The 24146-nt window shown below is 60.1% G+C and carries 23 protein-coding genes; 17 read left to right on the top strand and 6 right to left on the bottom strand.

What is annotated here, in order from left to right; all coding sequences use genetic code 11:
- Nucleotides 1–28: 28 nt before the first annotated feature.
- Entirely contained in the window at nucleotides 29–745 is a 717-nt protein-coding gene (locus JL39_RS24765) for a response regulator transcription factor (protein WP_037156966.1), read from the bottom strand.
- Nucleotides 742–1980, bottom strand: a complete 1239-nt coding sequence (locus tag JL39_RS24760; protein ID WP_037156964.1) for a sensor histidine kinase — start codon at nucleotides 1978–1980, stop codon at nucleotides 742–744. The genes JL39_RS24765 and JL39_RS24760 overlap by 4 nt, the downstream gene beginning before the upstream one ends.
- Before the next feature lie 239 nt (nucleotides 1981–2219).
- On the opposite strand from JL39_RS24760, the gene JL39_RS24755 reads away from it, so the two are divergent.
- The 5 genes from JL39_RS24755 to JL39_RS24735 all read left to right on the top strand — a co-directional run bounded on the left by JL39_RS24755 (nucleotide 2220) and on the right by JL39_RS24735 (nucleotide 7619).
- Nucleotides 2220–3236, top strand: a complete 1017-nt coding sequence (locus JL39_RS24755; protein WP_037156962.1) for an ABC transporter substrate-binding protein — start codon at nucleotides 2220–2222, stop codon at nucleotides 3234–3236.
- 93 nt (nucleotides 3237–3329) lie between these two features.
- Entirely contained in the window at nucleotides 3330–4793 is a 1464-nt protein-coding gene (locus JL39_RS24750) for a sugar ABC transporter ATP-binding protein (protein WP_037156959.1), read from the top strand.
- Nucleotides 4790–5731: an ABC transporter permease gene (locus tag JL39_RS24745; protein ID WP_037156957.1), complete on the top strand. Its 942-nt coding sequence runs from the start codon at nucleotides 4790–4792 to the stop codon at nucleotides 5729–5731. The genes JL39_RS24750 and JL39_RS24745 overlap by 4 nt, the downstream gene beginning before the upstream one ends.
- Nucleotides 5728–6675, top strand: coding sequence for an ABC transporter permease (locus tag JL39_RS24740; protein WP_037156955.1), 948 nt, complete (start codon nucleotides 5728–5730; stop codon nucleotides 6673–6675). Before JL39_RS24745 ends, JL39_RS24740 begins: the two co-directional genes overlap by 4 nt.
- A 26-nt stretch (nucleotides 6676–6701) precedes the next feature.
- Nucleotides 6702–7619, top strand: a complete 918-nt coding sequence (locus JL39_RS24735) for an SMP-30/gluconolactonase/LRE family protein (RefSeq protein ID WP_037156951.1) — start codon at nucleotides 6702–6704, stop codon at nucleotides 7617–7619.
- A gap of 15 nt (nucleotides 7620–7634) precedes the next feature.
- Here JL39_RS24735 and kdgR read toward each other — a convergent pair whose 3' ends face one another.
- Nucleotides 7635–8426: a DNA-binding transcriptional regulator KdgR gene (gene kdgR, locus JL39_RS24730; protein WP_037156950.1), complete on the bottom strand. Its 792-nt coding sequence runs from the start codon at nucleotides 8424–8426 to the stop codon at nucleotides 7635–7637.
- Between the two features lie 191 nt (nucleotides 8427–8617).
- Here kdgR and JL39_RS24725 point away from each other — a divergent pair, with 191 nt between their 5' ends.
- The 10 genes from JL39_RS24725 (at nucleotide 8618) to JL39_RS24680 (ending at nucleotide 19910) form a co-directional block, all read left to right on the top strand.
- Nucleotides 8618–9736 carry a glycoside hydrolase family 88 protein gene (locus JL39_RS24725; protein ID WP_037156948.1) on the top strand — a complete coding sequence of 373 codons (1119 nt, stop codon included), beginning with the start codon at nucleotides 8618–8620 and terminating at the stop codon, nucleotides 9734–9736.
- A gap of 121 nt (nucleotides 9737–9857) precedes the next feature.
- A complete protein-coding gene (locus tag JL39_RS24720; RefSeq protein ID WP_037156946.1) occupies nucleotides 9858–11138 on the top strand; it encodes an extracellular solute-binding protein in 1281 nt (426 codons plus the stop codon).
- Between the two features lie 67 nt (nucleotides 11139–11205).
- Nucleotides 11206–12099, top strand: a complete 894-nt coding sequence (locus JL39_RS24715; protein ID WP_037156944.1) for a sugar ABC transporter permease — start codon at nucleotides 11206–11208, stop codon at nucleotides 12097–12099.
- Nucleotides 12100–12226: 127 nt separating this feature from the next.
- Complete coding sequence (locus JL39_RS24710) at nucleotides 12227–12997, top strand: carbohydrate ABC transporter permease (RefSeq protein WP_227705228.1); 771 nt, start codon at nucleotides 12227–12229, stop codon at nucleotides 12995–12997.
- A 12-nt stretch (nucleotides 12998–13009) separates the two neighbouring features.
- Nucleotides 13010–14104 carry a sn-glycerol-3-phosphate ABC transporter ATP-binding protein UgpC gene (ugpC, locus tag JL39_RS24705; RefSeq protein ID WP_037156940.1) on the top strand — a complete coding sequence of 365 codons (1095 nt, stop codon included), beginning with the start codon at nucleotides 13010–13012 and terminating at the stop codon, nucleotides 14102–14104.
- Between the two features lie 35 nt (nucleotides 14105–14139).
- Nucleotides 14140–15396 carry a Gfo/Idh/MocA family oxidoreductase gene (locus JL39_RS24700; RefSeq protein ID WP_244446955.1) on the top strand — a complete coding sequence of 419 codons (1257 nt, stop codon included), beginning with the start codon at nucleotides 14140–14142 and terminating at the stop codon, nucleotides 15394–15396.
- A 5-nt stretch (nucleotides 15397–15401) separates the two neighbouring features.
- Nucleotides 15402–16424 carry a Gfo/Idh/MocA family oxidoreductase gene (locus JL39_RS24695; RefSeq protein ID WP_037156936.1) on the top strand — a complete coding sequence of 341 codons (1023 nt, stop codon included), beginning with the start codon at nucleotides 15402–15404 and terminating at the stop codon, nucleotides 16422–16424.
- Nucleotides 16421–17491: a Gfo/Idh/MocA family oxidoreductase gene (locus JL39_RS24690; protein WP_037156935.1), complete on the top strand. Its 1071-nt coding sequence runs from the start codon at nucleotides 16421–16423 to the stop codon at nucleotides 17489–17491. The genes JL39_RS24695 and JL39_RS24690 overlap by 4 nt, the downstream gene beginning before the upstream one ends.
- Nucleotides 17492–17712: 221 nt before the next feature.
- Nucleotides 17713–18498, top strand: coding sequence for an SDR family oxidoreductase (locus JL39_RS24685; RefSeq protein WP_081952975.1), 786 nt, complete (start codon nucleotides 17713–17715; stop codon nucleotides 18496–18498).
- 17 nt (nucleotides 18499–18515) lie between these two features.
- A complete protein-coding gene (locus JL39_RS24680) occupies nucleotides 18516–19910 on the top strand; it encodes an FAD-dependent oxidoreductase (RefSeq protein WP_037156933.1) in 1395 nt (464 codons plus the stop codon).
- 41 nt (nucleotides 19911–19951) lie between these two features.
- Here the strand turns inward: JL39_RS24680 and JL39_RS24675 are convergent, their stop codons facing one another.
- Genes JL39_RS24675 through JL39_RS24665 form a run of 3 tightly spaced genes read right to left on the bottom strand, consistent with a single transcriptional unit; the run spans nucleotide 19952 to nucleotide 22356 of the window.
- A complete protein-coding gene (locus tag JL39_RS24675; protein WP_037156931.1) occupies nucleotides 19952–20287 on the bottom strand; it encodes a hypothetical protein in 336 nt (111 codons plus the stop codon).
- A complete protein-coding gene (locus JL39_RS24670; RefSeq protein WP_037157305.1) occupies nucleotides 20287–21153 on the bottom strand; it encodes a DUF6772 family protein in 867 nt (288 codons plus the stop codon). The genes JL39_RS24675 and JL39_RS24670 overlap by 1 nt, the downstream gene beginning before the upstream one ends.
- A gap of 57 nt (nucleotides 21154–21210) precedes the next feature.
- Complete coding sequence (locus JL39_RS24665; protein ID WP_037156929.1) at nucleotides 21211–22356, bottom strand: mandelate racemase/muconate lactonizing enzyme family protein; 1146 nt, start codon at nucleotides 22354–22356, stop codon at nucleotides 21211–21213.
- A 142-nt stretch (nucleotides 22357–22498) separates the two neighbouring features.
- On the opposite strand from JL39_RS24665, the gene JL39_RS24660 reads away from it, so the two are divergent.
- Both JL39_RS24660 and JL39_RS24655 read left to right on the top strand, forming a co-directional pair.
- On the top strand, nucleotides 22499–23257 hold the full coding sequence (locus tag JL39_RS24660) for a FadR/GntR family transcriptional regulator (protein ID WP_037156926.1): 759 nt from the start codon (nucleotides 22499–22501) through the stop codon (nucleotides 23255–23257).
- The gene (locus tag JL39_RS24655) at nucleotides 23254–24045 is read left to right on the top strand and encodes an SDR family oxidoreductase (RefSeq protein WP_037156924.1); all 792 of its coding nucleotides are present in this window, start codon (nucleotides 23254–23256) and stop codon (nucleotides 24043–24045) included. The genes JL39_RS24660 and JL39_RS24655 overlap by 4 nt, the downstream gene beginning before the upstream one ends.
- Nucleotides 24046–24146 lie beyond the last annotated feature (101 nt).

Below are 24146 nucleotides of genomic sequence, written 5' to 3'. Positions count from 1 at the left end.
TGCGAAATCTGCGCCGGCGCCTATCCAATCAGGACTGTACAAAATCTCGTAACTCGCGTTCCGCCCTTTCCAGTGCGCTTGTATTCAAGATCTTTCGAAGAAGCGCCACGGCGACGGCTCGCATTCTGAGATTGTACCAGCCTTCATTCTGCGCGTTCGGTATCTGATAGATATCAAGCTTTTCATAAAGCTGCTGCAGGCGGTTCTGAACGCTTCGCAGTGAAAGCTTCTTTCGTTGGGCGATTGCCTTGTCTGTCAAGCCAAGTGCTACATCCACCAGAATCTCATATTCCGCGTCGCTCAATCCGTGGGCGTTTCCGAGGCTTTTCTGCTGAATTCCCCTCACTTCGCGATCGATCACACATTGGGATTCCATGAAGACGCTTCTAAGAGCCAACTTCAGCCGCTCATCCGATGCGGATTTCAGGACATAGCCATAGGTCGCCCCTTCCGGAACGATCCTTGAAACACCCCGGACATAGGCCTCATCGGAATAGTTGGACCAGAACAGGATTTTGGTATCTGGCCTCTCCCGCCAGATCGTTCTGGCCGCTTCGATGCCATTGCGTTCGCTCATCTGCAGGTCCATGATCACATGTTCCATGCGCGACTTTCGGGCCTCGATCTCACCGCTTAGACCGTTTTCCGCCTCCAGCACCATGTCGCATTCCGGCAGTGCGGCACGCACTGCCTCATGCAGGTAGGACCGATGCAGCGGATCATCCTCGACGATCAGCACTTTCATGGTAAGTTCTCCGAAGTGTCGCTCTGATCGATCGGCAGCGTTACTCTAACCACTGTCCCCCGACCGCCGGTGTTCCGCCCGATTTCAAACCGCGCGGAAATCAAGCGTGCGCGCGTTTTCATGTTATCAATTCCATGGCCTGCCCTGTCACGCAGCTTTTTTATCCCTCCGCCATCGTCGATTACCTCGATCGATAACATCCGTTCGAATGTGCGCAGATGCACGAGGATTGATGTGGGTTGCCCGTGGCGAATCGCGTTGTTGACGGCTTCCTGGACGATCCGGAAAAGCGCCGTCGCCACCGTCTGCCCGATATTGAGAAGCGCCCCGTCGCTCTCATCGAGTATCCTCCACTCGACTGGCAGACCGCTCTCGCGCACGGAACGATCGAGATGGTTTTCGATCGCCTCCGTCACTCCGAACAGTTGCAGAACCGACGGTTTCGCCTCTTCGATGATCTGGCGAAGGTCGTGAAGGCATTGCTGCAACATGCGACAGAGCGGTTCCAGCGTTTCACCCGATATTTCCGAAAGGCTCGTCAGCCGTTCCATTCGCCGCGTCAGGCGCGTCAGGTCGGCAAGGGTCTGGTCATGCAGGTCCATGCCGATCCTCTGCCGTTCGATCTCCAGCGCCTCGGTCAGTTTCAAGGCGCCGAGTCTGAGCCCCTCTTCGCGGGCACGCGCTTCGGCCTCAACGATCGCCGAATGCTTGGCCTGCTCGGCGGCACGTAAGGCGAAGAAATAGGGAGCGAGCAGGTCAGCGATCGAACGAGCATTCTCGACATCCTGCATCGTATAGCTGTCAGCCTCGTGGATGGAGCAGCTCAACGCACCGATAATATCGCCCTGCACCCTCAGCGGCACATGCAGACGGCTGCGCAACGACAGTTCTATGATCGGGCTCGAAAAGGCTCCTTCGAAGTGAAACCGGGGGTCGGAGCAGGCGTCTGGTGACAGCAGGAAATCGACTTCACCCGACAACAGGGTCCGGATCGGGCTACCGGTCAGCAGCGCCGGCGGCTGTCTGCTCCAGGCGGTTTCAAGGCCGCTTTCGTAGGCGATGTGATATTTGCCGTCCAGCATCTTGATACAGACATCGAGATGGTCGTGCGGAATGATGTGACTGATCTCGGCGGCGACCGCCTGTATGATCGAATGGAAATCGAGCTGGCCCGCCAGCAGCCGCGAGATACCAAGATAGCGGTCGAAAAGCGTGCTTCGGGCCGAATCGAGCATGTCGGACCTCCTCCCAGTCCTCAACCTCATTAAGCGCCTTGCTGTCGGACTTGTCTTGCGGGAACCCGCAGATTCTGCGCGAATACCCGCAAAAAGGTTGCTTGAATGCGCCTATACAACACCTGATTTCTCCTCCATGCTCGCTCTACTGGGCAAATGAAGCTCAGTGCAATCACTATCTCCGAAATACCGTTGAGGAGCGGAACGGAGAAGATCTCGTGGGTGCTAGGGAGGAAATCATGATCATCAGAAAGATGCTTTTTGCATCTGTCGCCGTCGCTTGCGTCGCTGGGCCGATTTCCGCCCTGGCCGACACCGCCGACAAGAAAATCGCCCTGTCAAACAATTATGCCGGCAATTCCTGGCGACAGGCCATGCTGACAAGCTGGGACAAGATCACCAAGGATGCCGTCGCCAAGGGCGTCGTTGCAGCAGCTGATCCGTTCACCACTGCAGAAAACCAGGCGACCGAACAGGCCGCGCAAATCCAGAACCTCATTCTGCAGGGATATGATGCGATCGTCGTCAATGCGGCGTCTCCGACCGCTCTCAATGGCGCGATCAAGGAAGCCTGTGACGCCGGCATCATCGTCGTCTCCTTCGACGGCATCGTGACCGAGCCCTGCGCCTGGCGGATCGCCGTCGATTTCAAGGCAATGGGTGAGAGCCAGCTGGACTATCTTGCAAAGAAACTCCCGAAGGGCGGCAACCTTCTCGAAATCCGCGGTCTGGCCGGCGTTTCGGTCGATGACGAAATCCATGCGGGCATCGAAGCGGGCGTCAAGAAGAACCCGCAGTTCAAGGTCGTGGGGTCAGTCAACGGAGACTGGGCGCAGGACGTTGCGCAGCGCGCGGTCGCGGGCATCCTGCCGAGCCTTCCCGAAATCGCAGCCGTGGTGACTCAGGGCGGGGACGGTTATGGCGCCGCTCAGGCCTTTGCCGCGGCCAATCGCCCGACTCCGACCATCGTGATGGGCAATCGCGAAGACGAACTCGTCTGGTGGAAACAGCAGAAGGACAAGAACGGCTACGAGACGATGTCCGTCTCGATCGCGCCGGGCGTCTCGACGCTCGCATTCTGGGTCGCTCAGCAGATCCTCGACGGGAAAGAAGTCAAGAAAGATCTCGTCGTTCCCTTCCTGCGCATCGACCAGGATAACCTCGAAACCAACCTCGCCGGCACCCAGAAGGGCGGCGTAGCGAATGTCGAATACACGCTGGGAGACGCCCAGAAGGTGATCGCAAGCGCTAAATAGCGCCAGCGGCCCTATAGATCGGACGCGGCGCAGCTCAAAGCCGCGTCCGGATATTCACCGGCCTGCCGACCAACTCTCCATGACGAACGCCATATGACTGACGTAATGCCGAAAACAGAGGTGGTTGCAGCTGGAGGCATCAAGGTGACGTTCGGCGCCGTCAAGGCATTGGACGGCGTGGATCTCACCATACACGCCGGCGAGTGTGTGGGTCTGGTCGGGCATAACGGCGCAGGCAAGTCGACCATAGTCAATGTGATTAACGGAAGCCTCACCCCACATGCCGGCACCGTCAGCTATGGCGGCGATGCCGAGCAGCACGGGATTTCGGCGGCGCGTGCCAATGGGATACGGTGCGTATTCCAGGAGTTGTCGCTTTGCCCCAACCTGACGGTCAGCGAGAACGTCAGGATCATGCATGGAGACCTTAAAGGCTGGAACTGGCGCAGTCGGGCGCTCTCCCTCATCAAGGCGCAGCTCAAGGAGATATTCCCCCGTCACAACATCGATTGTGACAGTACGATCGATGATCTCTCGATCGCCGAGCGGCAAATGGTCGAGATCGCCATCAGCTTCGCCGGCGTCGGCCCAAGACCGAAGCTCGTTATCCTCGACGAACCGACGTCGTCGCTGGATGCCGGGCTTGCGGCTCAGCTCATGGCCTATGTCCGCCGTTTCGTCGCCGAGGGCGGCTCAGTCCTGCTGATCTCCCATATCCTGGGCGAAATCCTTTCGACTTCCGACCGTATCGTGGTGATGAAGGATGGACGCGTTGTCGCTGATCGCGTGGCCTTCGAATTCAATAGCCGCAGCCTCGTTGAAGCCATGGGCAGCGTGGTGCGCGAGCGGGAGTGGCAACGTTCAACCGCCATGAAAGCAGGCTCGCCGGTTCTTTCGATGTCGCCCCGGCGCGGCCATGGCCTGGCCTTCGAAGCCTATCGTGGCGAGATCGTCGGTCTCGCGGGCCTCGGCGGCCACGGACAGACGGAGGCGCTTCTCGAGCTCTATCTCTCTCGTAACAGCAACTGGTGGGCGGCCCGTCGACGGGAAACTGCGTTTGTGGCGGGCGACCGCAGTCTCAACGGTACGTTTGCGCTGTGGAGCATCCTGAAAAACCTCAGCATTACCTCGCTTGGAGAGCTCTCCTCCCGCGGCATGATCGACCGCAGTCGTGAGGACAGGCTCGGGGAAGACTGGAAGAAACGTATCGAGATCCGTACCCCCGACATGCAAAACCGCATCTTGTCGCTTTCAGGCGGCAACCAGCAGAAGGTCCTGTTCGCCCGGGCACTGGCAACGACGGCAGGGATCGTGCTGATGGACGACCCTATGCGGGGAGTCGATGTCGGCACCAAACAGGAAGTCTACGAAATCCTGCGCACCGAGGCGATGTCAGGCCGAACCTTCGTCTGGTACTCGACCGAAATGGACGAAATACGCCTCTGCGATAGGGTCTATGTTTTCCGCGAAGGCGCAATCGTCGCCGAGCTTGTTCGTGATGACATCACCGAAAAGAACATCTTGGCCGCGTCATTCAGCGAGGAGAAGGCTGCATGAAGCTTTCCTCCGGCACCCTCCGCCTGATCATCCCCGCAGTGTCGCTCGCACTGCTGCTCGCGGCCGTCTTCTACATGCAGCCGCGCGCCATGAGCTATACGGGTCTCAATCTGCTCTTCAATCTCGCCGTGCCGATCGCGCTCGCGACCGTGGCGCAGATGCTGATCATGGCGGTCAACGACCTCGACCTGTCGATGGGTACATTCGTCAGCTTCTGTGCCTGCGTCACGGCGACCTTCCTGCAAGCTTCGCCCCTAATCGGCGTCCTGATCTTCCTGGGTGCGATCGCCGCCTATGCGGCCATGGGTGTGATCATCCATGTCCGGGAACTCCCCTCGATTGTTGTGACTCTCGGGATGAGCTTCTTCTGGGGCGGCCTTGCCGTGCTGATGCTACCGTCTCCGGGCGGTGAAGCGCCGGGCTGGGTGCGTTGGCTGATGACCTCGAAGCCGCCCTTCGTGCCGATGGCAATCGTTGCGAGCGTCGTGATCGCGGCCGTCACCCATTTCCTCATCATGCGCTCTTCCTTCGGCGTGCTGATCCGTGGCGTGGGCGGCAATTTCCGCTCTGTCGAGCGTGCGGGCTGGTCGGTGATCCGCATCCGGGCCGCGACCTATGCCCTGGCTGCTGTCTTCGCCGTACTCTCGGGCATCGCGCTCGTCGGCCTGACAACCTCGGCCGACGCCAACATCGCTCTCCGCTACACATTGCTGTCGATCGCCGGAGTGATCCTTGGCGGCGGAGAGTTCGTCGGTGGCAGGGTTTCGCCGATCGGGGCCGTCATCGGTGCGCTGACTCTGGCGCTGGCCGGCTCCTTCCTGTCCTTCATGCGCATTTCGCCGGACTGGCAGATCGGTGCGCAAGGCGCGATCCTGATCGTCGTGCTGGCGCTGCGCCTCTTCCTGAACCGTTTGGAGCGGCGGGAGAAAATTCAATGAACGCGCCCCGCCTCATTCTCTCCAAGCCCTGGATCTGGTCCTTCGTCGCCACAATCACGGTCTGGATCATTACGGTGCTCTTCACCGGCGGTGCAAGCTCGCTCGGCCTGTCTCAAGCGGCCCTCACCTTCGCCGCCTTCTCGGTCATCGTCGGCATCGGTCAGATGTTCGTCATCACGCTTGGTCCCGGCAATATCGACCTTTCGGTGCCCGCCACCATGACACTCTCCGGTACGCTGGCACTGAAGCTGATGGATGTTCAGGACAGCATGATCGTCGTCGGCCTGTTGCTCTCCGTTCTGCTCGGCACCATGATCGGCATCGGCAACTACGCACTTATAAAACTGCTTCGCATCCCGCCGATCATCGCGACGCTCTCCATGAGCTTCATCGTTCAGTCGACGGCGATCTGGGCGAACCGGGGCCTGCGCATCAAGCCCCCGGAAATTCTTGCAAGCTTCACTACATCCAGCCTCTTCGGCATCCCGAACGTGGCAATCGTCGCCCTCGCCCTTTCCGCTATCGCATGGTTGCTGCTGGAAAAAAGCATCTACGGCCGCTGGATATCGGCGATCGGACAGAGCACGTTCGCGGCCCGGATGACCGGTATTCCCGTCGATGGCACACGGCTTGTGACCTATATGCTCTGCGCCGTGCTCGCCTCGATCTGCGGTTATCTGCTCGCCAGCTTCTCGGGCGGTGCCGCGCTTAACATGGGAGCGGAATACCTGTTGATGTCGATTGCGGTCGTCGTTATTGGCGGCACTGCGGTCGCTGGCGGCAATTCCAATATTCCGGGCATCTGGGGCGCCTCGCTTTTCATGTTCCTGGTGGTATCGATGCTGAACACCTATGGTTTCGGCGCGGGGTTCCGCCTTATCCTCACCGGCCTCATCATCATTGCCGTCATCCTCATGGCCGGCGGCCGCCAATCCACCCGATGAAACACCCTCCCAATCGGACGACAACCATGCCGCAAACGCCTTCCATTTACGAAATCCACGACGAACGTTTTCGACAGCTGATCGTCTCCAGCGCGCGCCTCGAAGAGCTTTATTCAGAGTGCCGCTGGGCCGAGGGACCGGTCTGGTTTTCCGATCTCAACTGCCTGATCTGGAGCGACATCCCCAACCAGCGAATGCTACGCTGGACACCGGACGGCGGGGTTTCGATCTTCCGCTCGCCCTCCAATTTCGTGAACGGCAACACGCGCGACCGACAGGGTCGGCTCATTTCCTGCGAGCATGGGGGCCGCCGCGTCATCCGCACAGAGATCGATGGCACACTGACGGTGCTGGCAGACCGCTATCAGGGCAAGAAGCTCAATTCACCAAACGACGTGGTCGTGCGCTCGGATGGCAGCATCTGGTTCACCGACCCGACCTACGGCATCAAGTCGGACTACGAGGGCTATCGGTCGGAGCCCGAACAGGAGACGCGCAACGTCTACCGGCTCGATCCCGAGACAGGAGAACTCGAAGCTGTGGTGACCGATTTCGGCCAGCCGAACGGCCTCGCTTTTTCGCCCGACGAAAGAAAGCTCTATGTGGCGGACTCGGCGTCAAGCCATGACGTCAAGGCACCCCGCCATATCCGTGTCTTTGATGTCATCGAGGGCAAGCGGCTCAACAATGGCAGAGTCTTCTGCAGTCTCGACAATGGTCTGCCGGATGGTTTCCGGGTGGACGTCGAAGGCAATGTCTGGACGAGCGCTGGAGATGGCGTGCACTGCTTCTCACCGGAAGGCAGGCTTCTCGGCAAGGTTCTCGTGCCGCAGTCGGTGGCGAACCTCACTTTTGGCGGACAGCGGAGAAACCGCCTGTTCATAACCGCCACCACCTCCCTTTACTCCGTCTACGTGGCGACCAATGGCGTAGCTCTCGGCTAACGACTGCACATCATCTCAACTCTTCGGCCGGTAGCCCAGGGCGCTGGAAGCTGTCATGCCCGCGGTTGTGAGCAGGTTCACATATTCCGACTTCCTTCCTTCATCGAAGCGAAAGAGGGGAAAGGAAATCGACATGGCAGCGATCGGCTTGCCCATATAATTGAAGATTGGCGCCGCCATGCAGCGCACGCCCGTCTCGCTCTCTTCCACTTCTTCGGCAAAGCCTCGGTCGCGGGTGAGTCGCAATTGGGCGAACAGTTCTTCCCGATCCGTGATGGTCCGAGGCGCCAGTTTGATCAGTTCCATCTTGCCCAGCCGCTCGCGGAGCTCATCGTCGTCTCGCCAGGCAAGCAACGCCTTTCCGAGCGAGGTACTGTGCAGTGGATTGCGAAGTCCAAGCGTCGACTTCATCGAAAGACTGTAGGCGGAATCATATTTATGGATGTAGACGACCTTCTGGTCCCGATCATCCAGAATGCCGAGGTTGATGGATTCGCCCGTGGCTCGGGAAAGCTTACCCATCGCCTTGTCGGCTGCCCGCAACAGGTCTGCCTGTTCATTCAAGGATCTGGCTCCGAGACTGAACAGTTTCAGTGTCAGACCATATTTCTCCGTCTCCGGATCCTGCTCCACATAACCGAGGTCTACCATCGTCTGCAGCAAGCGATGCGCGGTCGTCTTGGATGTCATCGCCCGCTGAGCGAGGTCAGCAAGACTTACCCTCTTTTCCTCGACAAGAGCCTCCACAACGGCGAAGACCTTGAGGACAGCGGCAACATTTTCCGTTTTGGAGCTGGGGTCTGACATTTTAAGTGTTCTGGATTTTTCGAAATCATATTCTGAAATTTGACCTCGCCTATGTCAAGACGTGGTCGGGCAGGTCCATGAGCTTTTGCAGCATCGCACAAAGCAGCAAAAAACAAGGTTGAAAAGCCTTTAGGAGTATGGTTTCCTAATTTCCGGAATAGCGTTCCGAAATATTGGGGAGAACATCAGACATGCATCCGCTGCTGAGGCAGAAGCAACCCCTTATCCAGCGCAATGATGTGTGCGATCTCATCGATCGGCTGACCGACAACCTCATCCATATCGAGGATCGTACCGGCGAATTCCTCCTGCGCCTCGATGACGGACGTGTCATCGATACGAAGGGCTGGGCCGGATGGGAATGGACCCACGGCATCGGCCTTTATGGCCTGTTCAAGTATTGGCAATTGACCGGTAACCAGGACACGATGGGCATCATCACGGACTGGTTCGACGCCCGGCTGAAAGGGGGCACGCCCACCAAGAATGTCAACACCATGGCCCCCTTCCTGACACTGGCTTATCTTTACGAACTCAAACAGAACCCGCACTGGCGGCCTTATCTGGAGACCTGGGCCGAGTGGGTGATGCATGACATGCCGCGGACCCGCGAAGGCGGCCTTCAGCACATTGTCTACAACAACGTCAACGACCAGCAGATGTGGGACGACACGCTGATGATGAGCGTGCTGCCGCTCGCCAAGATCGGCCTTGTCCTTGATCGCCCGGAATTCGTCGAGGAGGCGAAATACCAGTTCTTGGTCCATGCCCAATATCTCTGCGACACGGAGACCGGCCTCTGGTTTCACGGTTGGACCTTCGCCGGCAATCACAATTTCGCCCGCGCCCGCTGGGCCCGCGGCAATAGCTGGATCACAATCGCCATTCCCGAGTTCATCGAGTTGTTGGACCTGAAGGAGAGCGATCCTCTGTGTCGTCATCTCGTGTCGCTGCTTCGGCGCCAGGCAACGTCCCTGCAGCAATACCAGCACGCGTCAGGCCTCTGGCATACGCTGATCGACGACCCATCGAGCTATCTGGAGGCATCGGCGACGGCCGGATTCGCCTACGGCCTCATGAAAGGTGTGCGTAAGCGATATCTTACCAAGGATTATCTGGAAACCGCCGAACGCGCCATGAAAGGGGTCATCGACAACATCGGTCCCGACGGCGAATTGCAGCAGGTGTCCTTCGGCACTGCCATGGGCCACGACCTCGATTTCTACCGGCAGATCAAGCTGACTTCCATGCCTTATGGACAGGCGATGGCCATGCTCTGCCTGACCGAACTTCTGCGCAGTTACATCTAGGCGAACTGCCCGAAGGAAGATTGGAGCGTTTCCGGCAGGAGGGGCCGGAGCGCAAGAAGTCTCGAATGATATCGAACACCCGGTGCGAATGAGGCACGTCGGATTAGAGGAGGAGGATGACATGACCAAACTGACAAGAAGAGCCCTCTTGGGCACGATAGGCGCGGCGACCGCCGCTGCTGCATTTCCGATGCCAGTGATCGCCGCGGATCGGTCGATCCGACACTACTGGTGGGGGAATCCCGAACGTGACAAACGCACCTTTGCCGTAATCGACACCTTCCAAAAGAAGAACCCCGGCATCGAAGTTTCCGGCGAGACGATCGGCTGGGGCGATTACTGGACCAAGATGGCGACCCAGACAGCCGGCCGGAACATGGCCGATCTGGTGCAGATGGATTACCGGTTCCTGTTCGAATACGTCCATCGCGGCGCGCTCAAGCCGCTTGACGAATTCGCCGGCAAGAGCCTCATGATCGCAGACTTCGATCAGGGGCCGCTCGACGGCGGCAAGGTCGACGGCAAGCTCTATGCACTCAACATCGGCTCCAACAGCCAGGTGATGGTCCACAATACCCGTGCCTTCCAGGAGGCCGGCATCGATGTGGATCTGATCAACTGGACCTGGGATGACTTTTCCAAGACCTGCGAAGCGATCACCTCCAAGTCCGGCGGCAAGATGAAGGGCTCGGACGATCTTTCCCTGATGATCGAAGCCTTCGAAGCCTGGGTGCGCCAGAACGGCCGGGAATTCTATGGGCCGGAGGGGAAGGTCACCGCGACGGCCGAGGACGTGTCCGGATGGTGGCAGTTCTGGGCCGACCTGCGCAAGGCCGACGTCGTGCGCGACAAGAACAAGACCGTCATTCTCGATCCGCCGATTGCCGAGTCGGGCGTCCCCGTCGGCGACACCGCCATGTCGCATTTCTGGTCCAACCAGCTTGTCGGAATTCAGGCAGTATCGAAGGACAAGATCGGCGCCGCGATGATACCCCACAAGGCTGGCGGCAAGCAGGGCCAGTTCATCAAGCCGTCCATGTTCCTGTCGCTCACTCGTGACGCAAAGGACACCGAGGCTGCGATCGCCTATATGAACGCCTGGGTCAACGATCCGGAAATCACCGGCATTCTGGGCCTGGAGCGCGGCATCCCCTGCTCGCCGAAGGTCCGTGCCGCGCTGGCGCCGAAACTCACCGAAGTCGAGAAGCTCTCGGTCGATTATTTCGATGCGATCCAGAGCAAGGTCGGGCCGCTCCCCCTCCCCGCGCCCAAGGGTGCCGGCGAGGTTCGAGACGCCTTCATGCGCACCGGCACCGACGTAGTGCTCGGTAAGATGGAGGTCGCGGAAGCCGCTGGCATGTTCATCCAGGATGCACAGGATATCGTCGACCGCGCCCAGTAGTGACCGCCTGAACCGAGGCCCCGGCTGTTCCATCCGGGACCTCCCTTCCGACAACAAGGTTGTCTCGATGAAGCGTTTCTTTGCCCGCAATGCGCCGGCTTATGTTTTTCTTCTGCCCTGGCTGGTCGGGTTTTTCCTGCTTGCCCTGGGGCCTATCCTGGCGTCGCTTTATTTCTCGTTCACCCGCTATGACATGGTGAGCGACCCGCGCTGGATAGGCTTGGGTAATTACGAATATATGTTCACGCGGGACCGGCGCTTCTGGAAGGCGCTGGATGTGACCTTCACCTATGTGGTGCTGGCAGTGCCGGCGCGCCTGATCGTGGCGCTCGGCGTCGCCATGCTGCTCGACCGCGGCCTGCGCACCATCGGCCTCTATCGGGCGATCTTCTACCTGCCGTCCCTGCTCGGCGCCTCGATCGCGATCGCCATATTGTGGCGCCAGCTCTTTGCCGAGGACGGCGTCGTCAACCAGGTTCTGGCTCTCGTCGGAATTCAAGGCGCCGCCTGGATCACCGATCCCGATACCTCGCTTTACACTCTGGTCGTCCTCGCCATGTGGCAGTTCGGCTCGCCGATGCTGATCTTTCTCGCCGGCCTCAGGGGCATACCGCGCGACCTCTATGAGGCAGCGGAGATAGACGGAACGCCGCGCTGGCGCCAGTTCACACGGATCACCCTGCCCCTTCTCGCGCCGGTCATCTTCTTCAACCTGGTGCTGCAGACGATCGAAGCCTTCAAGACCTTTTCGAGTGCCTTCATCATCTCCAACGGCACCGGAGCGCCGGCCGACAGCCTGCTGTTCTATACGGTGTACCTCTTCAACGAGGCCTTCAAATTCTTCCGCATGGGCTATGCCTCTGCGCTTGCCTGGGTGCTTCTCGTCATCATCGCGGTCTTTACGGCGATCGCCTTCTTCACCTCGAAATACTGGGTGCATTATGAGAACGAGCGCGATTGATATGGACCTGTCCGTCGAGATCGAGGAAGCCGCCAGGATTGCGCATGAAATGCGCTTGCGCAGCGACAAGCGGGCACGCAACGGACGCATCCTGAAGCACATCTTTCTGATCGGCGTCTCCTGTGTGATGCTCTACCCGCTGTTCTGGCTGCTCGCTTCTTCCTTCAAGCCGGAAAACGAGATTTTCGGAAGCCTGACGCTCTGGCCGTCGGAGTTCCGCTTCGACAACTACACGGAGGGTTGGAACGCGCTGCCGCAGTCCTTCACACTCTTCTACGTCAATTCGGCGATCGTCACTGTGCTCTCGGTGATCGGCAACCTGATCTCCTGCTCCTTCGCGGCCTATGCCTTCGCCAGGTTGAGCTTCACGGGCCGCCGTTTCCTCTTCGCGCTGATGATGATGACCTTGATGATCCCCTATCATGTGGTCCTCATTCCCCAATATGTGCAGTTCCTTCGGCTCGGCTGGGTGGATACCTATCTGCCGCTGGTCGTGCCTCGCTTCCTGGCCTCCGACGCCTTCTTCATCTTCCTGATGGTGCAGTTTTTTCGTCAGCTGCCCCGGGAGCTGGACGAGGCTGCGATGATCGACGGCTGTTCGCCCTTCAAGATCTACTGGGCGATTATCCTGCCGCTTTCCCTGCCCGCGATGGGCACGGCCGCTATCTTTTCGCTGATCTGGGTTTGGGAGGACTTCCTCGCGCCGCTGATCTACCTCAACGACATCAAGAGCTATACCGTGCCGCTGGCGCTGCGCCTCTTCCTCGATCAGGAAGGCAAGTCGGCCTACGGCCAGATGTTCGCGATGTCCGTGCTTTCGCTGGTGCCGGTCGTGATCTTCTTCGTCCTGTTCCAGAAACTCATCGTTCGTGGCATCGCCACCTCCGGCATGAAATAGGAAACAAGACGCATGGCAGGATTGACGCTTCGAAACGTCGGCAAGCGCTACGGGGCGCTGTCCATCATCCAGGGTTTGAACCTCGATATTCGCGACGGCGAATTTCTTGTCCTTGTCGGCCCTTCGGGCTGCGGGAAATCCACCCTTCTTCGCATGATCGCCGGCCTGGAGGACATCAGCGAAGGAACAATCGCCATCGGCGGACGGATCGTCAACGACCTGCCCGCGTCCAAACGCGAGCTGTCGATGGTGTTTCAGAGCTATGCTCTCTACCCCCACATGAACGTCAGGAAAAACCTCGCCTTCGGCCTGCAGAATTTCAACGTTCCACGCCAGCAAGTGGAACACCGGGTGGCCGAGGCAGCTCGCATCCTGCAGATCGAGCAGTTGATGGACCGCAAGCCGCGCCAGCTTTCAGGCGGGCAGAAGCAGCGCGTGGCGATCGGTCGCGCTATCGTGCGCGAGCCGCAGCTCTTCCTCTTCGACGAACCGCTTTCCAACCTCGATGCCGAGCTGCGTGTGCAGATGCGGGCCGAACTGGCTTCACTCTATACGCGTCTCGGAACGACAATGATTTATGTGACGCATGACCAGGTGGAAGCCATGACCATGGCAAGCCGCATCGTGGTGCTGAGAGGCGGCAAGATCGAGCAGGTTGGAACGCCGCAGGAGCTCTACACCCGGCCCCAGAACCTTTTCGTTGCCGGCTTCATCGGCTCGCCCAAGATCAACATGCTGCAGGCAAAGGTGTTGCGTGAGGCAGGTGAAACCCTCGTCGACATTGCCGACCTGCCCCGGTTCGCCATTCCTGCTCTTACAGCCACGAGCGAAGTCATGACCCTGTGCGTACGCCCTTCGTCATTGCGGGTGGGCGGCGGCGATGTCACGACCGAGGGAACGATCCGGCTTGTGGAATATCTTGGTAGCGAGACACTGCTGCATGTGGCCCTGCCTTCGGGCCAGGTTCTGCTTGCCAGCGATAGTGGCCGCAATCCCTGTCGCATGGGCGATCCGGTGACGATCGGCTTCGACCTCTTCGACCTCCATTATTTCGATAGCGCCGGTCAGCGCGTCGAGCCCACTCAGAACGAAAGCCTGGTCCAGTGAAGATTGCCATTGTCGGATGTGGCTCGCGGCATCAGATGTTCCGCGATTCCGTGATCGAAGATTACGCAGACAAGCACAAGATCGTCGCGCTCTGCGACAGCAATGCCCGTCGATTGGGAGAAGCAGCGAAGGCAGTCCCCAAACCGGGAACGAACGGCGTCGCGACCTATCTTGCTTCCGATTTCGACCGCCTGATTGCGGAACAGAAGCCGGATACGGTGGTCGTGGCAACGCCCGACTTCCTGCATGCCGACTATATCGTCCGTGCTTTCGAGGCCGGCTGCGATGTCATCTGTGAAAAACCGCTGACGATCGACCTTTCCCGCCTCAAGCAGATTGTCGATGCCCAGAGGCGGACCGGCCGGAAGGTCACGGTCACCTTCAACTACCGGTATTCTCCTGCCCGCACCCAGATCAAGGAGCTCATTGCGTCCGGCACGATCGGAACGGTGACGGCCGTCGATTTCCGCTGGCATCTCGACCGCGTTCATGGCGCCGACTATTTCCGACGCTGGCACCGGCAGAAGGAGAACTCCGGTGGGCTGCTGGTCCATAAATCCACGCATCATTTCGATCTGCTCAACTGGTGGCTCGGCTCGGTGCCGACCGAGGTTCTGGCATCCGGCAAGCGGGTTTTCTATCGCCCGGAAACGGCGGTCGAACTGGGGCTTGCAGGCCGCGGCCCACGCTGCACGGGCTGTCCCGTGGCCGCCAGATGCGATTTCGAGCTCGATCTGTCGGCCGACGAGAACCTTCGCGCGCTCTACCTCGAGGCCGAAGGCGAAGACGGCTACTTCCGCGATCGCTGCGTCTTCGACGAGGAGATCGGCATCGAGGATACGATGCAGGCGCATATTCGCTATGCGTCCGGCGTCACGGCCAATTACACCCTGACCGCCTATTCGCCATGGGAAGGGCTGGAGATCAAATTCCAGGGAACCAAGGGCGACATCACCCATCGCCATGTGGAAGTCCACGGCGTGTTCGGCGGCAAGCGCGCGCATGCGGACGAAGATGCCATCACCACCGAACTGCACCTGGCTGGAGAGCCGCCACGCCTGGTCCAGGTTCCAAAGGCGAAGGGCGACCACGGCGGTGCCGATCCGGTCATGCTCGGATATATCTTTGATCCGGAAGGCATGGAGCCGGACCGCTATGGCCGCGCTTCCGACCATGTCGCCGGCGCATGGTCCATTCTCACCGGCATCGCCGCCAACGCCTCCATCGAAACTGGCTCGCTCGTCAATATCCAGTCGATGCTGCGGGCTCGCGGCATCCACCTCAAAGGATAGTCCTCATGGCCTTCGACCTTCGCATCGGCGTCATCGGCATAGACCACGGGCATATCTACGGCATGATGGATGGCATGCGGGAGGCCGGCGCCACGCTCGTCGCGTGGACAACGGGCGATGAGACCCCTGATGAGGCACGCAAGACCTTCCAGGACACCTATCCGGATATGCCGCTTCGACCGAGGCAGGCCATTCTGGAAGACGCGAGTATCGATCTCATTCTTTCTGCAGGCATCAACAGCGAGCGTGGAGGAATTGCCGTCTCGGCTATGATGCATGGAAAGGATGTATTGGTCGATAAACCCGGCTGCACGAGCCTGAAGCAGCTTGCGGATATCCGTACAACTGTGGTGGAGACCGGACGCCGTTGGCTTGTCTCTTTCTCCGAGCGTGTGTCCGTTGAAAGCGCCACCTTGGCGGACCGCCTGATTGCCGAAGGCCGAATCGGAAGAGTGGTCCAGACGGTGGGGCTCGGGCCGCACCGTCTCAATGCACATCTCCGGCCGGGCTGGTTCTGGGACCGGGCGCGATGCGGTGGCATCCTGACCGATATCTGCGCCCACCAATTCGACCAGTTCCTGCATTTCACCGGGTCCACCGAAGCTCGGGTGATCTCCGCTCATGTGGCCAATGTTGCGAATCCGGATCGGATGGATTTCCAGGACTTTGGCGAAGCGCTGCTGGAAGGCAATGGGGGCCGTGGTTATGCACGGGTGGATTGGCTGACGCCACATGGCCTTCCCGTCTGGGGAGATGGGCGAATGACCCTTCTCGGGACCGACGGCTATATCGAACTGCGCAAATATATCGATATCGCGGGCCAACCCGGTGGGGATCACGTCTTTCTCGCCGACAAATCCGGCGTCCAGCGGTTCGATGCCAAAGGCGCGGGCAAGCCTTTCTTCGGAAGACTCGCCGCCGATGTGAAAAACCGAACCGAGACCGCCATGTCTCAATCCCATGCGTTCCTTGCGACCGAACTGGCGCTACAGGCACAGCTTTTGGCGGAAGGCGGCGCAATTCGATGAGCGATCACATCCGGGTGGCAGTCGTCGGGGCGGGCATCGGCAAAGCCCACGTGGCCGCTTATGCAACGCTGCCAGAACTATTCGAGGTGCGTTATGTCTGCGATCTCAACTTCGCCCGCGCGGAAGAAGCGGCCGAACAGGCGCCTAGCAGCCGCGCCATTCGGGACATAAACCAGGTCTTCTCAGACCCCGAAGTGGATCTCGTCGACATCTGTCTGCCGCCCCAACTGCATGCCTCGATGACCCTGGCCGCGCTGAAGGCCGGGAAGCACGTGGTCTGCGAAAAGCCGTTGGCGGGTTCAATCGCCGACGTTCGGCGCATTGCGGACCTCGCGGCGGAAATGCGCAGACAGGTCTTCCCGGTATTTCAGTATCGCTATGGAGCCGGCTATCGTGCAGCGCACGAGTTGAAGATACGCGGCTTGTTGGGAAAGCCCTATTTGGTGGCCTTGGAGACCCATTGGCAGCGTGGCCCCACCTATTATGAGGAGCGGTGGCGAGGCACCTGGAAGGGAGAGCTCGGTGGCGTCCTCGTCAGCCATGCTTGCCATATCCATAATCTGATGACCCACCTTGTCGGCGATGTCACCGAAATAGCAGCCTTTCTGGACACGCGCGTCAATCCCGTGGAGACCGAAGATTGCGCCGCCCTTTCCATGCGCACCAGCGAGGGGGCTCTGGTCACCTCCTCGGTCACTTTGGGTGCCGCGGGGAACAGCTCACGACTTCGTATGTGCTTCGAGCACGTTACCGTAACCTCGGGCACGGAACCTTACCAGATCGGCGCGGGTCCCTGGAGTTTCACGGCCACCGATCCGCCACGACAGGCAGAGATCGATGCGGCCCTCTCCGATATTCCCGAGACCCTTTCGAGATTCCCCGGCCTGTTTGCCGACATCCATGCCTGCCTCACGGGCCAGCCCGACCTCTATCTGCCGACGCTTCAGGAGAGCTATCACTCAATCGAGCTCATTACCGCGATCTACGCATCGGCTCGCCATAGTCAAATCGTGCGGCTGCCCCTTGGCTCGGATCATCCCTTGGCGGCGGGATGGATGCCGCAATAAAAGCTGGCACTCAAGCTTCAAATACAGGCCGACTTGCGGCTCATAGGTATCCGCGGCGGTGCCGCTGGATCACGCGTGCCAAAAACCGCGGAAAGCACTCTTTACAACTAGAAAACATAGTTGCTAAGTTATCTCCCAGATTGAACGACATCAACCCTGGATCGGTGCTGTTCATCCATCTCTGTCTTTCCCAGCCGCGCTCCAATCAAGGACATTTAACGATGACCCAAGCCTATACGCCCTTTGCCGATGACAGTTACGCCGGACGAACCGTTCTGATCACCGGAGCCGCGAGCGGCATGGGGCTGGAAACCGCCCGCGCTTTTGCCGCCAAAGGAGCAGAAGTGGTGATGGCCGATCGCGACGAGGCGGGGCTCGAACGCCATGGTTCAGAGCTGCGGAAAGGCGGAGCGAAGATCCACACCATCAAGTTGGACGTCAGCAATCCCGAGAGCATCGCAGAGGCTTTCGCCTATTGCGATGCGCATCTCGCGCGGCTGGACAATATCGTCACCTGCGCCGCAATCATCACCGCCAAGCGCCTCTTCGAACAGGATTGGGGCCATTGGCAGCGCGTGCTGAACGTCAATCTGCTCGGGACCTTCTTTACGGTGCAGGCCGGCGTGAAGCGCATGCTCGAAAATCCGGCAGGCGGCAACATCGTCTGCGTGGCCTCGGATGCCGGCGTTCATGGGGGCGGCGGGCTGATCGCGGACACCGCCTATGCAGCATCGAAGGCTGCGACACTGTCGCTGGTCAAGTCCGTAGCGCGTGAACTTGCCGGCAAGAAGGTCAGGATCAATGCCCTCAACCCCGGACCGACCGATTCCCCCATGCATGCTCATATCGATCCTTCGCTGAAGGAGCGCATCGCTGCAAATCTGCCCATGCGGCGGATGGGCAGGCCGGAAGATATGGCCGCCGCCATCCTGTTCCTCTGCTCGGACGCGGCCAGCTTCGTCTACGGCGCAGCGCTCGACGTCGACGGCGGCTCGATGTTTCGCTGATACCGAAGGGGAATGGGATGGAGGAGACTGAGCAGCGCTACGCCTATTCGGCCGATATTCCCGAACTCGATGACGTCGACGTGCTCGTCATCGGAGGCGGACCTTCGGGAATATCGGCCGCCGTGGCGGCGGCGCGCCTGAATGTGCGAGTTCGCCTGATCGAACGCTACGGCTTTCTCGGAGGAAACCTGACAGCGGGCCTCGTCGGCCCGTGCATGACATCCTATTCGCTCGACGGGAGCCAGCAACTCATCCGCGGCGTATACGAGGAATTCGTGCAGCGCATGATGGCGATTGGGGGTGCCCTGCATCCGAGCACCATTCCGGCCGGATCGGCCTACTGCGGCTTCATCGTCTATGGTCATGACAAGGTCACGCCCTTCGAGCCGGAGGCGGCAAAGGTGGTGGCGCAGCGTATGTGCTTGGAAGCCGGTGTCCACCTGCTGCTGCATACGATGGTCGTTGATGCCATTGTCGACGACTGCGAGGCGGTCAATCCGCGGATATTGGGTGTCGTCTGCGCGGGCAAAGGCGGCCTGAAGGCCGCCCGAGCGAAGGTCGTGGTGGATTGCTCCGCCGATGGCGACGTCGCCCACTTCGCAGGCGTGCACACGCGACAGGGGCGAGACAGCGACGGCCTTGCCCAGCCGCAGACCCTGTTCTTCCGCGTCCAGAACGTCAACGATCAGGTGGTTGAGGAATACGTCCGGTCTCACCCGGAGGACTACCGGCCTTACGCCTCGATTGTCGCGAAGGCGACCGCGGAAGGCCGCTTCCCGGCGCCACGGCGTGGCATCGGGCTCTACAAGACCATGGAGCCCGGCGTCTGGCGCATCAATACCGGCCGTGTGCTCCGCCGTAACGGTGCTGATGCAAAGGAGTTGACCCTGGCGGAGATCGAAGGCCGCGAGCAGACCTTGGCATTGCTCGATTTCTTCCGCAACAATCTCCCCGGCTTCGAAAAGGTCGAACTCAGAGATACCGCAACGCAGATCGGCGTTCGGGAGACGCGCCGCATCGATGGCGACTATGAACTGACCCTGGACGACCTCCGTTCGGGCCGCTCGTTCGAAGATGTGATTGCCCTTTGCGGCTATCCCCTCGACATTCACGATCCGACAGGATCGGGCGGCGGGACGGGTGGCGATGCACCGGCCACAGCCAATATCTACCAGATACCCTACCGTGTAATGCTGCCGCGCTATCACGATGGCCTTCTCGTATCAGGCCGGGCAGTTTCAGCCACCCATGAGGCACTGAGCGCCATCCGCGTCATGCCGCCCTGTTTCGCACTCGGACAGGCCGCCGGGATTGCTGCCGCGCTCTCGGTGGGCAACCGGGCGAGCCCTCGACATGTCGATTATGAAGACCTGCGACGCGAGCTTCTGGCGCAGGGCGCCTATCTCGGCTGAATGAAACGATAAAGGGGGGAGAGATCTCTGCCCTTTATCATTCAGGCTTTTAGATGCAGCGTAACCAGCACGGTGCATTCTGCGCCATCCTCGAAACGCGTCGCAACGCGCAACCAGTTTCCGAAGCCTTTGAGACGGGCGACAGCGATGCCGTCGCGCTGCAAAGGCATGGCGAATTCCGTTCCCTCCGGCACCCAATGCATGCCATCGGGGGAGATCTCGACCCAGCCCTTGGGCATCTTGCCGACCGGATCTTTAAGGGCGCGGACAAAGAAGACGGCTTCATGCGCCCAGCCGGCTTCATAGGGCTCGCTCGCGGCATCGCCGCTCCAGCGCTCGTTGCGGGAGACGACGGCGGTGATATTTTCGGGCAGCATCAGAAATCCCCGGAAATGCAAATGGAATCCACATACAGGAAGGCGCGCTTGGCGACGTCCGTCTCCGCGAACAGGCAGAAATTCAGCATGCACCACAGGTTCTTCATTGCCGGAATGCGGATCGAATCGAAGCCCGAGAGATCGAAGCTGCGGTCGTTGCACTGAAGACCGAGCGCCTTCATCGAGACGAGGTCGAAGTCAAAGCGCAGGTAGCTCCAGTTCACTTTGGTCGGAATTTCGTTGTAACAGAGTCGTTGCTCGCCATCCGGCAGATCGAGCCATCCCTCGGGGGCAAGGTGATAGTGGCTGACGGTCTTGTCTTCGCTGCCGATCGGCATGAGGCGCGTGGTCTCGCGCTTGTACTGCCATTTCTGCAAATGCTTGCCGTCGAGCGCGTTCAGAAAACGCAGATGAGGCATGACACGTTCGCCGTCGCCGTCACGGTCGCCGCATTGAAGGTCGAACAGCAAACCGATCGAGCGCACATCGGTCTCAGAGAGTTTCAGCTCCGTCGCTTCAGGCTTGAAGGTGAAGAAGAGCTCGAAGCGGATCGGTCCGCGCCTCCGAAACGTGTGGCGTTTGATCGCAACGTTCTGCGCGCCGGACCGCGCCCTCGTGGCAATTTTCAACGCATAGGAGGAATCCATGCCGCCATGGGAGCCGGCATCCCAATGCCCCAGAGTAGAGAGCATGGCGCTGGAATGCTGCGCATAACCCGGCAGCATGGAATCGAGACTGTCCTCATAATTGCCGACCAGCTGCGACCAGCCGCAATGGCCGCGCGAAAAGTCGTCGAAGGAGAGTATGCGCGGCAGTGGGTCGAAGCGGCTCAGCGCGGGGTCGGCCCGGAGCATGGCCAGGCGCATTGCTTCGGTCATTTCGGCCATGGGGGAGTGAAAGGGTGTCGTCATCGTGTCATGGCCTCACTGCACGCGGAGCCGCTTTACGGCGTCCCAATTGATTTCGATGCCGAGGCCGGGGCCGGTCGGAACATCAAGCGTGCCATTTCTCTGCCGCAGGCAGCCCGGATCGAGATCGGCGAGCTCGCGCTTGAAGGGGCTCAGGTCGCATTCGCATTCCATGACCCGAAAATTCGGAAGTGCGGCCGCCAGATGAACGCTTGCCGTTTCGCAGATAATGCCGGACATGCCGATATGGGGAGCATAAGCGACATCATGCAAGCCGGCATAATCGGCCATGCGCCGCGTCTCGGATATGCCGCCGGCGCGGGCGACATCCGGCTGGAGGACGGAAAGGGTGCGGTTGGCGACGAGCCGCTGTGCCTGATCGGCAGTGAAGTTGCTCTCGCCAGCAGCGATCGGCACGTCGCAACGCTTGCGCAGTTCTTCGTAGCCCTGCTCGTTTTCCGGCGGCAGCGGCTCCTCGAACCAGAAATAGCCATTGGCGCCCAGTGCCCGTCCGACCTCGATCGCCTCATCGAGATTGTAGGCCCAATTCGCATCGACGCAGAGGCCGATGTCGTCGCCAGCGCGCTTGCGCAAACGCTCGATACGCCGGCAGGCTTCCTTCACCGGGTTCGCTACCTTCACCTTGATACGCGGAAACCCTTCGTTGATATAGCGCTCCAGTTCCCTGTCGGCCTCGGCGTCGTCTACCCAGTTCACGGCGGCGGCATAGACATCGATTCGCTCGCGCCCCATGCCGCCGAGCAGTTTGGCGACCGGAAGGCCCGCCGCCTTTCCGAGAATGTCCCAAAGCGCGATATCGACTCCCGCGATCGCTTCGATCAGCATGCCGCCGGCGCGACCGGAGAGCGAGCGGCGCATGGATTGCCACAATGCACCGATGTTGCGTGCATCCTGCCCGACAAGGCGAGGGTTGAGCGAGGTTTCTATCAGTTCCGTATAAGCCTTGGGTGAGAACCGCGCGAGCGTCTCGCCGACGCCGATGATACCGGCATCGGTTCGCACCTCGACCAGCACGATCGAAACCTGACTGTAGGTGCCCCAGGACGTTACCGTCGGTTTCGGCAGCGTCTGACTCAGGGGATGGGCGATCACATCCGTTATGCGGATCGCCTTCTTGGTTGCAGGATGCGGGGGCTCCATCGGCGTTGTCGTCCTCCAAAATTCAGTCGCCGCTTTCGGGCGATTTTGTTAGTTTTAGCGATCAGCTATCATCTTGGCAACTGATAAACCTAGTTGCTAAGTTATAAACCGTTGTGCTAGTGTTAAAAATATGAGGACACAGATGACCGACAACCCGGAACGGAAACCCGTATTCACATCCAAGCCAGCCAGCCCGTCGCGACTGGCGGACGGGGTGTCCGACGCGATCGCAGCCGCCCTGTTCGATGGTCGCATTTCGCCCGGCGAACCTCTGCCGCCGGAAGGTGAAATCGCCAGGGAATTCGGCGTCTCCAAGCCGATTGCGCGCGAGGCGCTGCGCCAGTTGACGGCAGCCGGGTTGATTTTCACCCAGCAGGGCAAGGTCGCGCGCGCCAAGGCGCTCAGCGGCGAGCCGATGGATCGCATCTATGGCTACGCGGTACGTTCCAGCCTGAAGCGTCTGCAGGAAGCCAACGAAATGCGCCGGGTAATCGAGACGGGCATCGCCCGGCTCGCCGCCGAGCGTCGCGATCCGGAAGGTCTTGAAGCCATGCGGCAGGGCCTGGTCGACATGCAGGCATCGCTGCATGAACCTGCCGGCTTCACTGCGGCCGATATTCTTTTCCACCTCGGCCTTGCCATGGCCACAGGCAACGCCATGATCCGCGTGCAGATGGAGGGCATGCGCTCCGTGCAGCGCGAGGTTTCCGAACTGTTTTCGCGCCGGGCCAACCGCAGCGATGCCGATTGGCGCGCCACGATCGCCCGCCACCAGGCGATCTATGACGCGATTGCCGCCGGCGATGCCGATCTGGCCGAGCAGAGCATACGGGTTCATTTCGACGCTGCCGACATCGCATCGCTGGAAGTTGCCGACAAGTTGGGTGGCGGTGCGTCATGACATCGCCGTGTTTCTCGCTGAAAGGCAGGCGTGCGCTGGTGACCGGCGCAAGTTCCGGCATTGGCCGGGCTGTGGCGCTCGGACTCGCCGAGCAGGGCGCCGACGTCATCCTCCACCATTTCGGCAACGAAACGGGTGCAAGAGAAGTAGCGCGCGCGATCGGCGATGACACCCCGGTGCTTGAGGCGGACTTCACCGATCAGCGGGCCATAGCGGCATTTGCAGATAATGTGGTCAACCGGTACGGCCCGATCGGCATTCTGATCGCCAATGCCGCCATCGAACGCCGCCTGCCCTGGCAGGAGGTGGATGAAGCCCATGTCAATGCCCATGTCGCAGCCAACTTTTCGGCGTTGCTGGCCCTCACGGGCAAGCTTGTTCCGCCAATGGCTGAACGCGGCTGGGGCCGGGTGATTGCGACCGGCAGCATCATGGCGACACGGCCCCGGGCCGAAACCGTGGTCTACGCATCGCTCAAGGCGGCACAATTGACGGCGGTGCGCGCCATTGCCCGTGACGTCGGGCATCGCGGCGTTACGCTCAATGTCGTTTCGCCGGGCGCCATCCAAATCGAGGCCAACGCCGAACGCTACAGTGATCCGGAATTCCTCAAGGCGGTTACGGCCAAAATCCCCGTGGGCCGACAGGGCCAGCCGGAGGATCTGGTCGGAGCTTTCGTTTTTCTCTGCAGTGATGCTGCAAGCTACATCACGGGCGCGAACATTCCAGTCGACGGAGGATGGTCGATCGGTGATACGCCCGGCACTCTTCCCGGAGCGTCCGGATGATCGGCGCGCGCGGGATTTGAAGACAACTGTGGCGGATCTATTCGCCGCAAGGGTGGCCTGTTCAAACAGGCCGCAGCTAACTGCCCACAATCGGAGGGAAT

The organism is Rhizobium sp. YS-1r (genome assembly GCF_000757525.1).
In the GTDB taxonomy this organism is placed as follows: domain Bacteria; phylum Pseudomonadota; class Alphaproteobacteria; order Rhizobiales; family Rhizobiaceae; genus Neorhizobium; species Neorhizobium petrolearium.
Note: the sequence above shows the minus strand (reverse complement) of the source record. Positions and strands in the feature narration are given on the sequence as shown.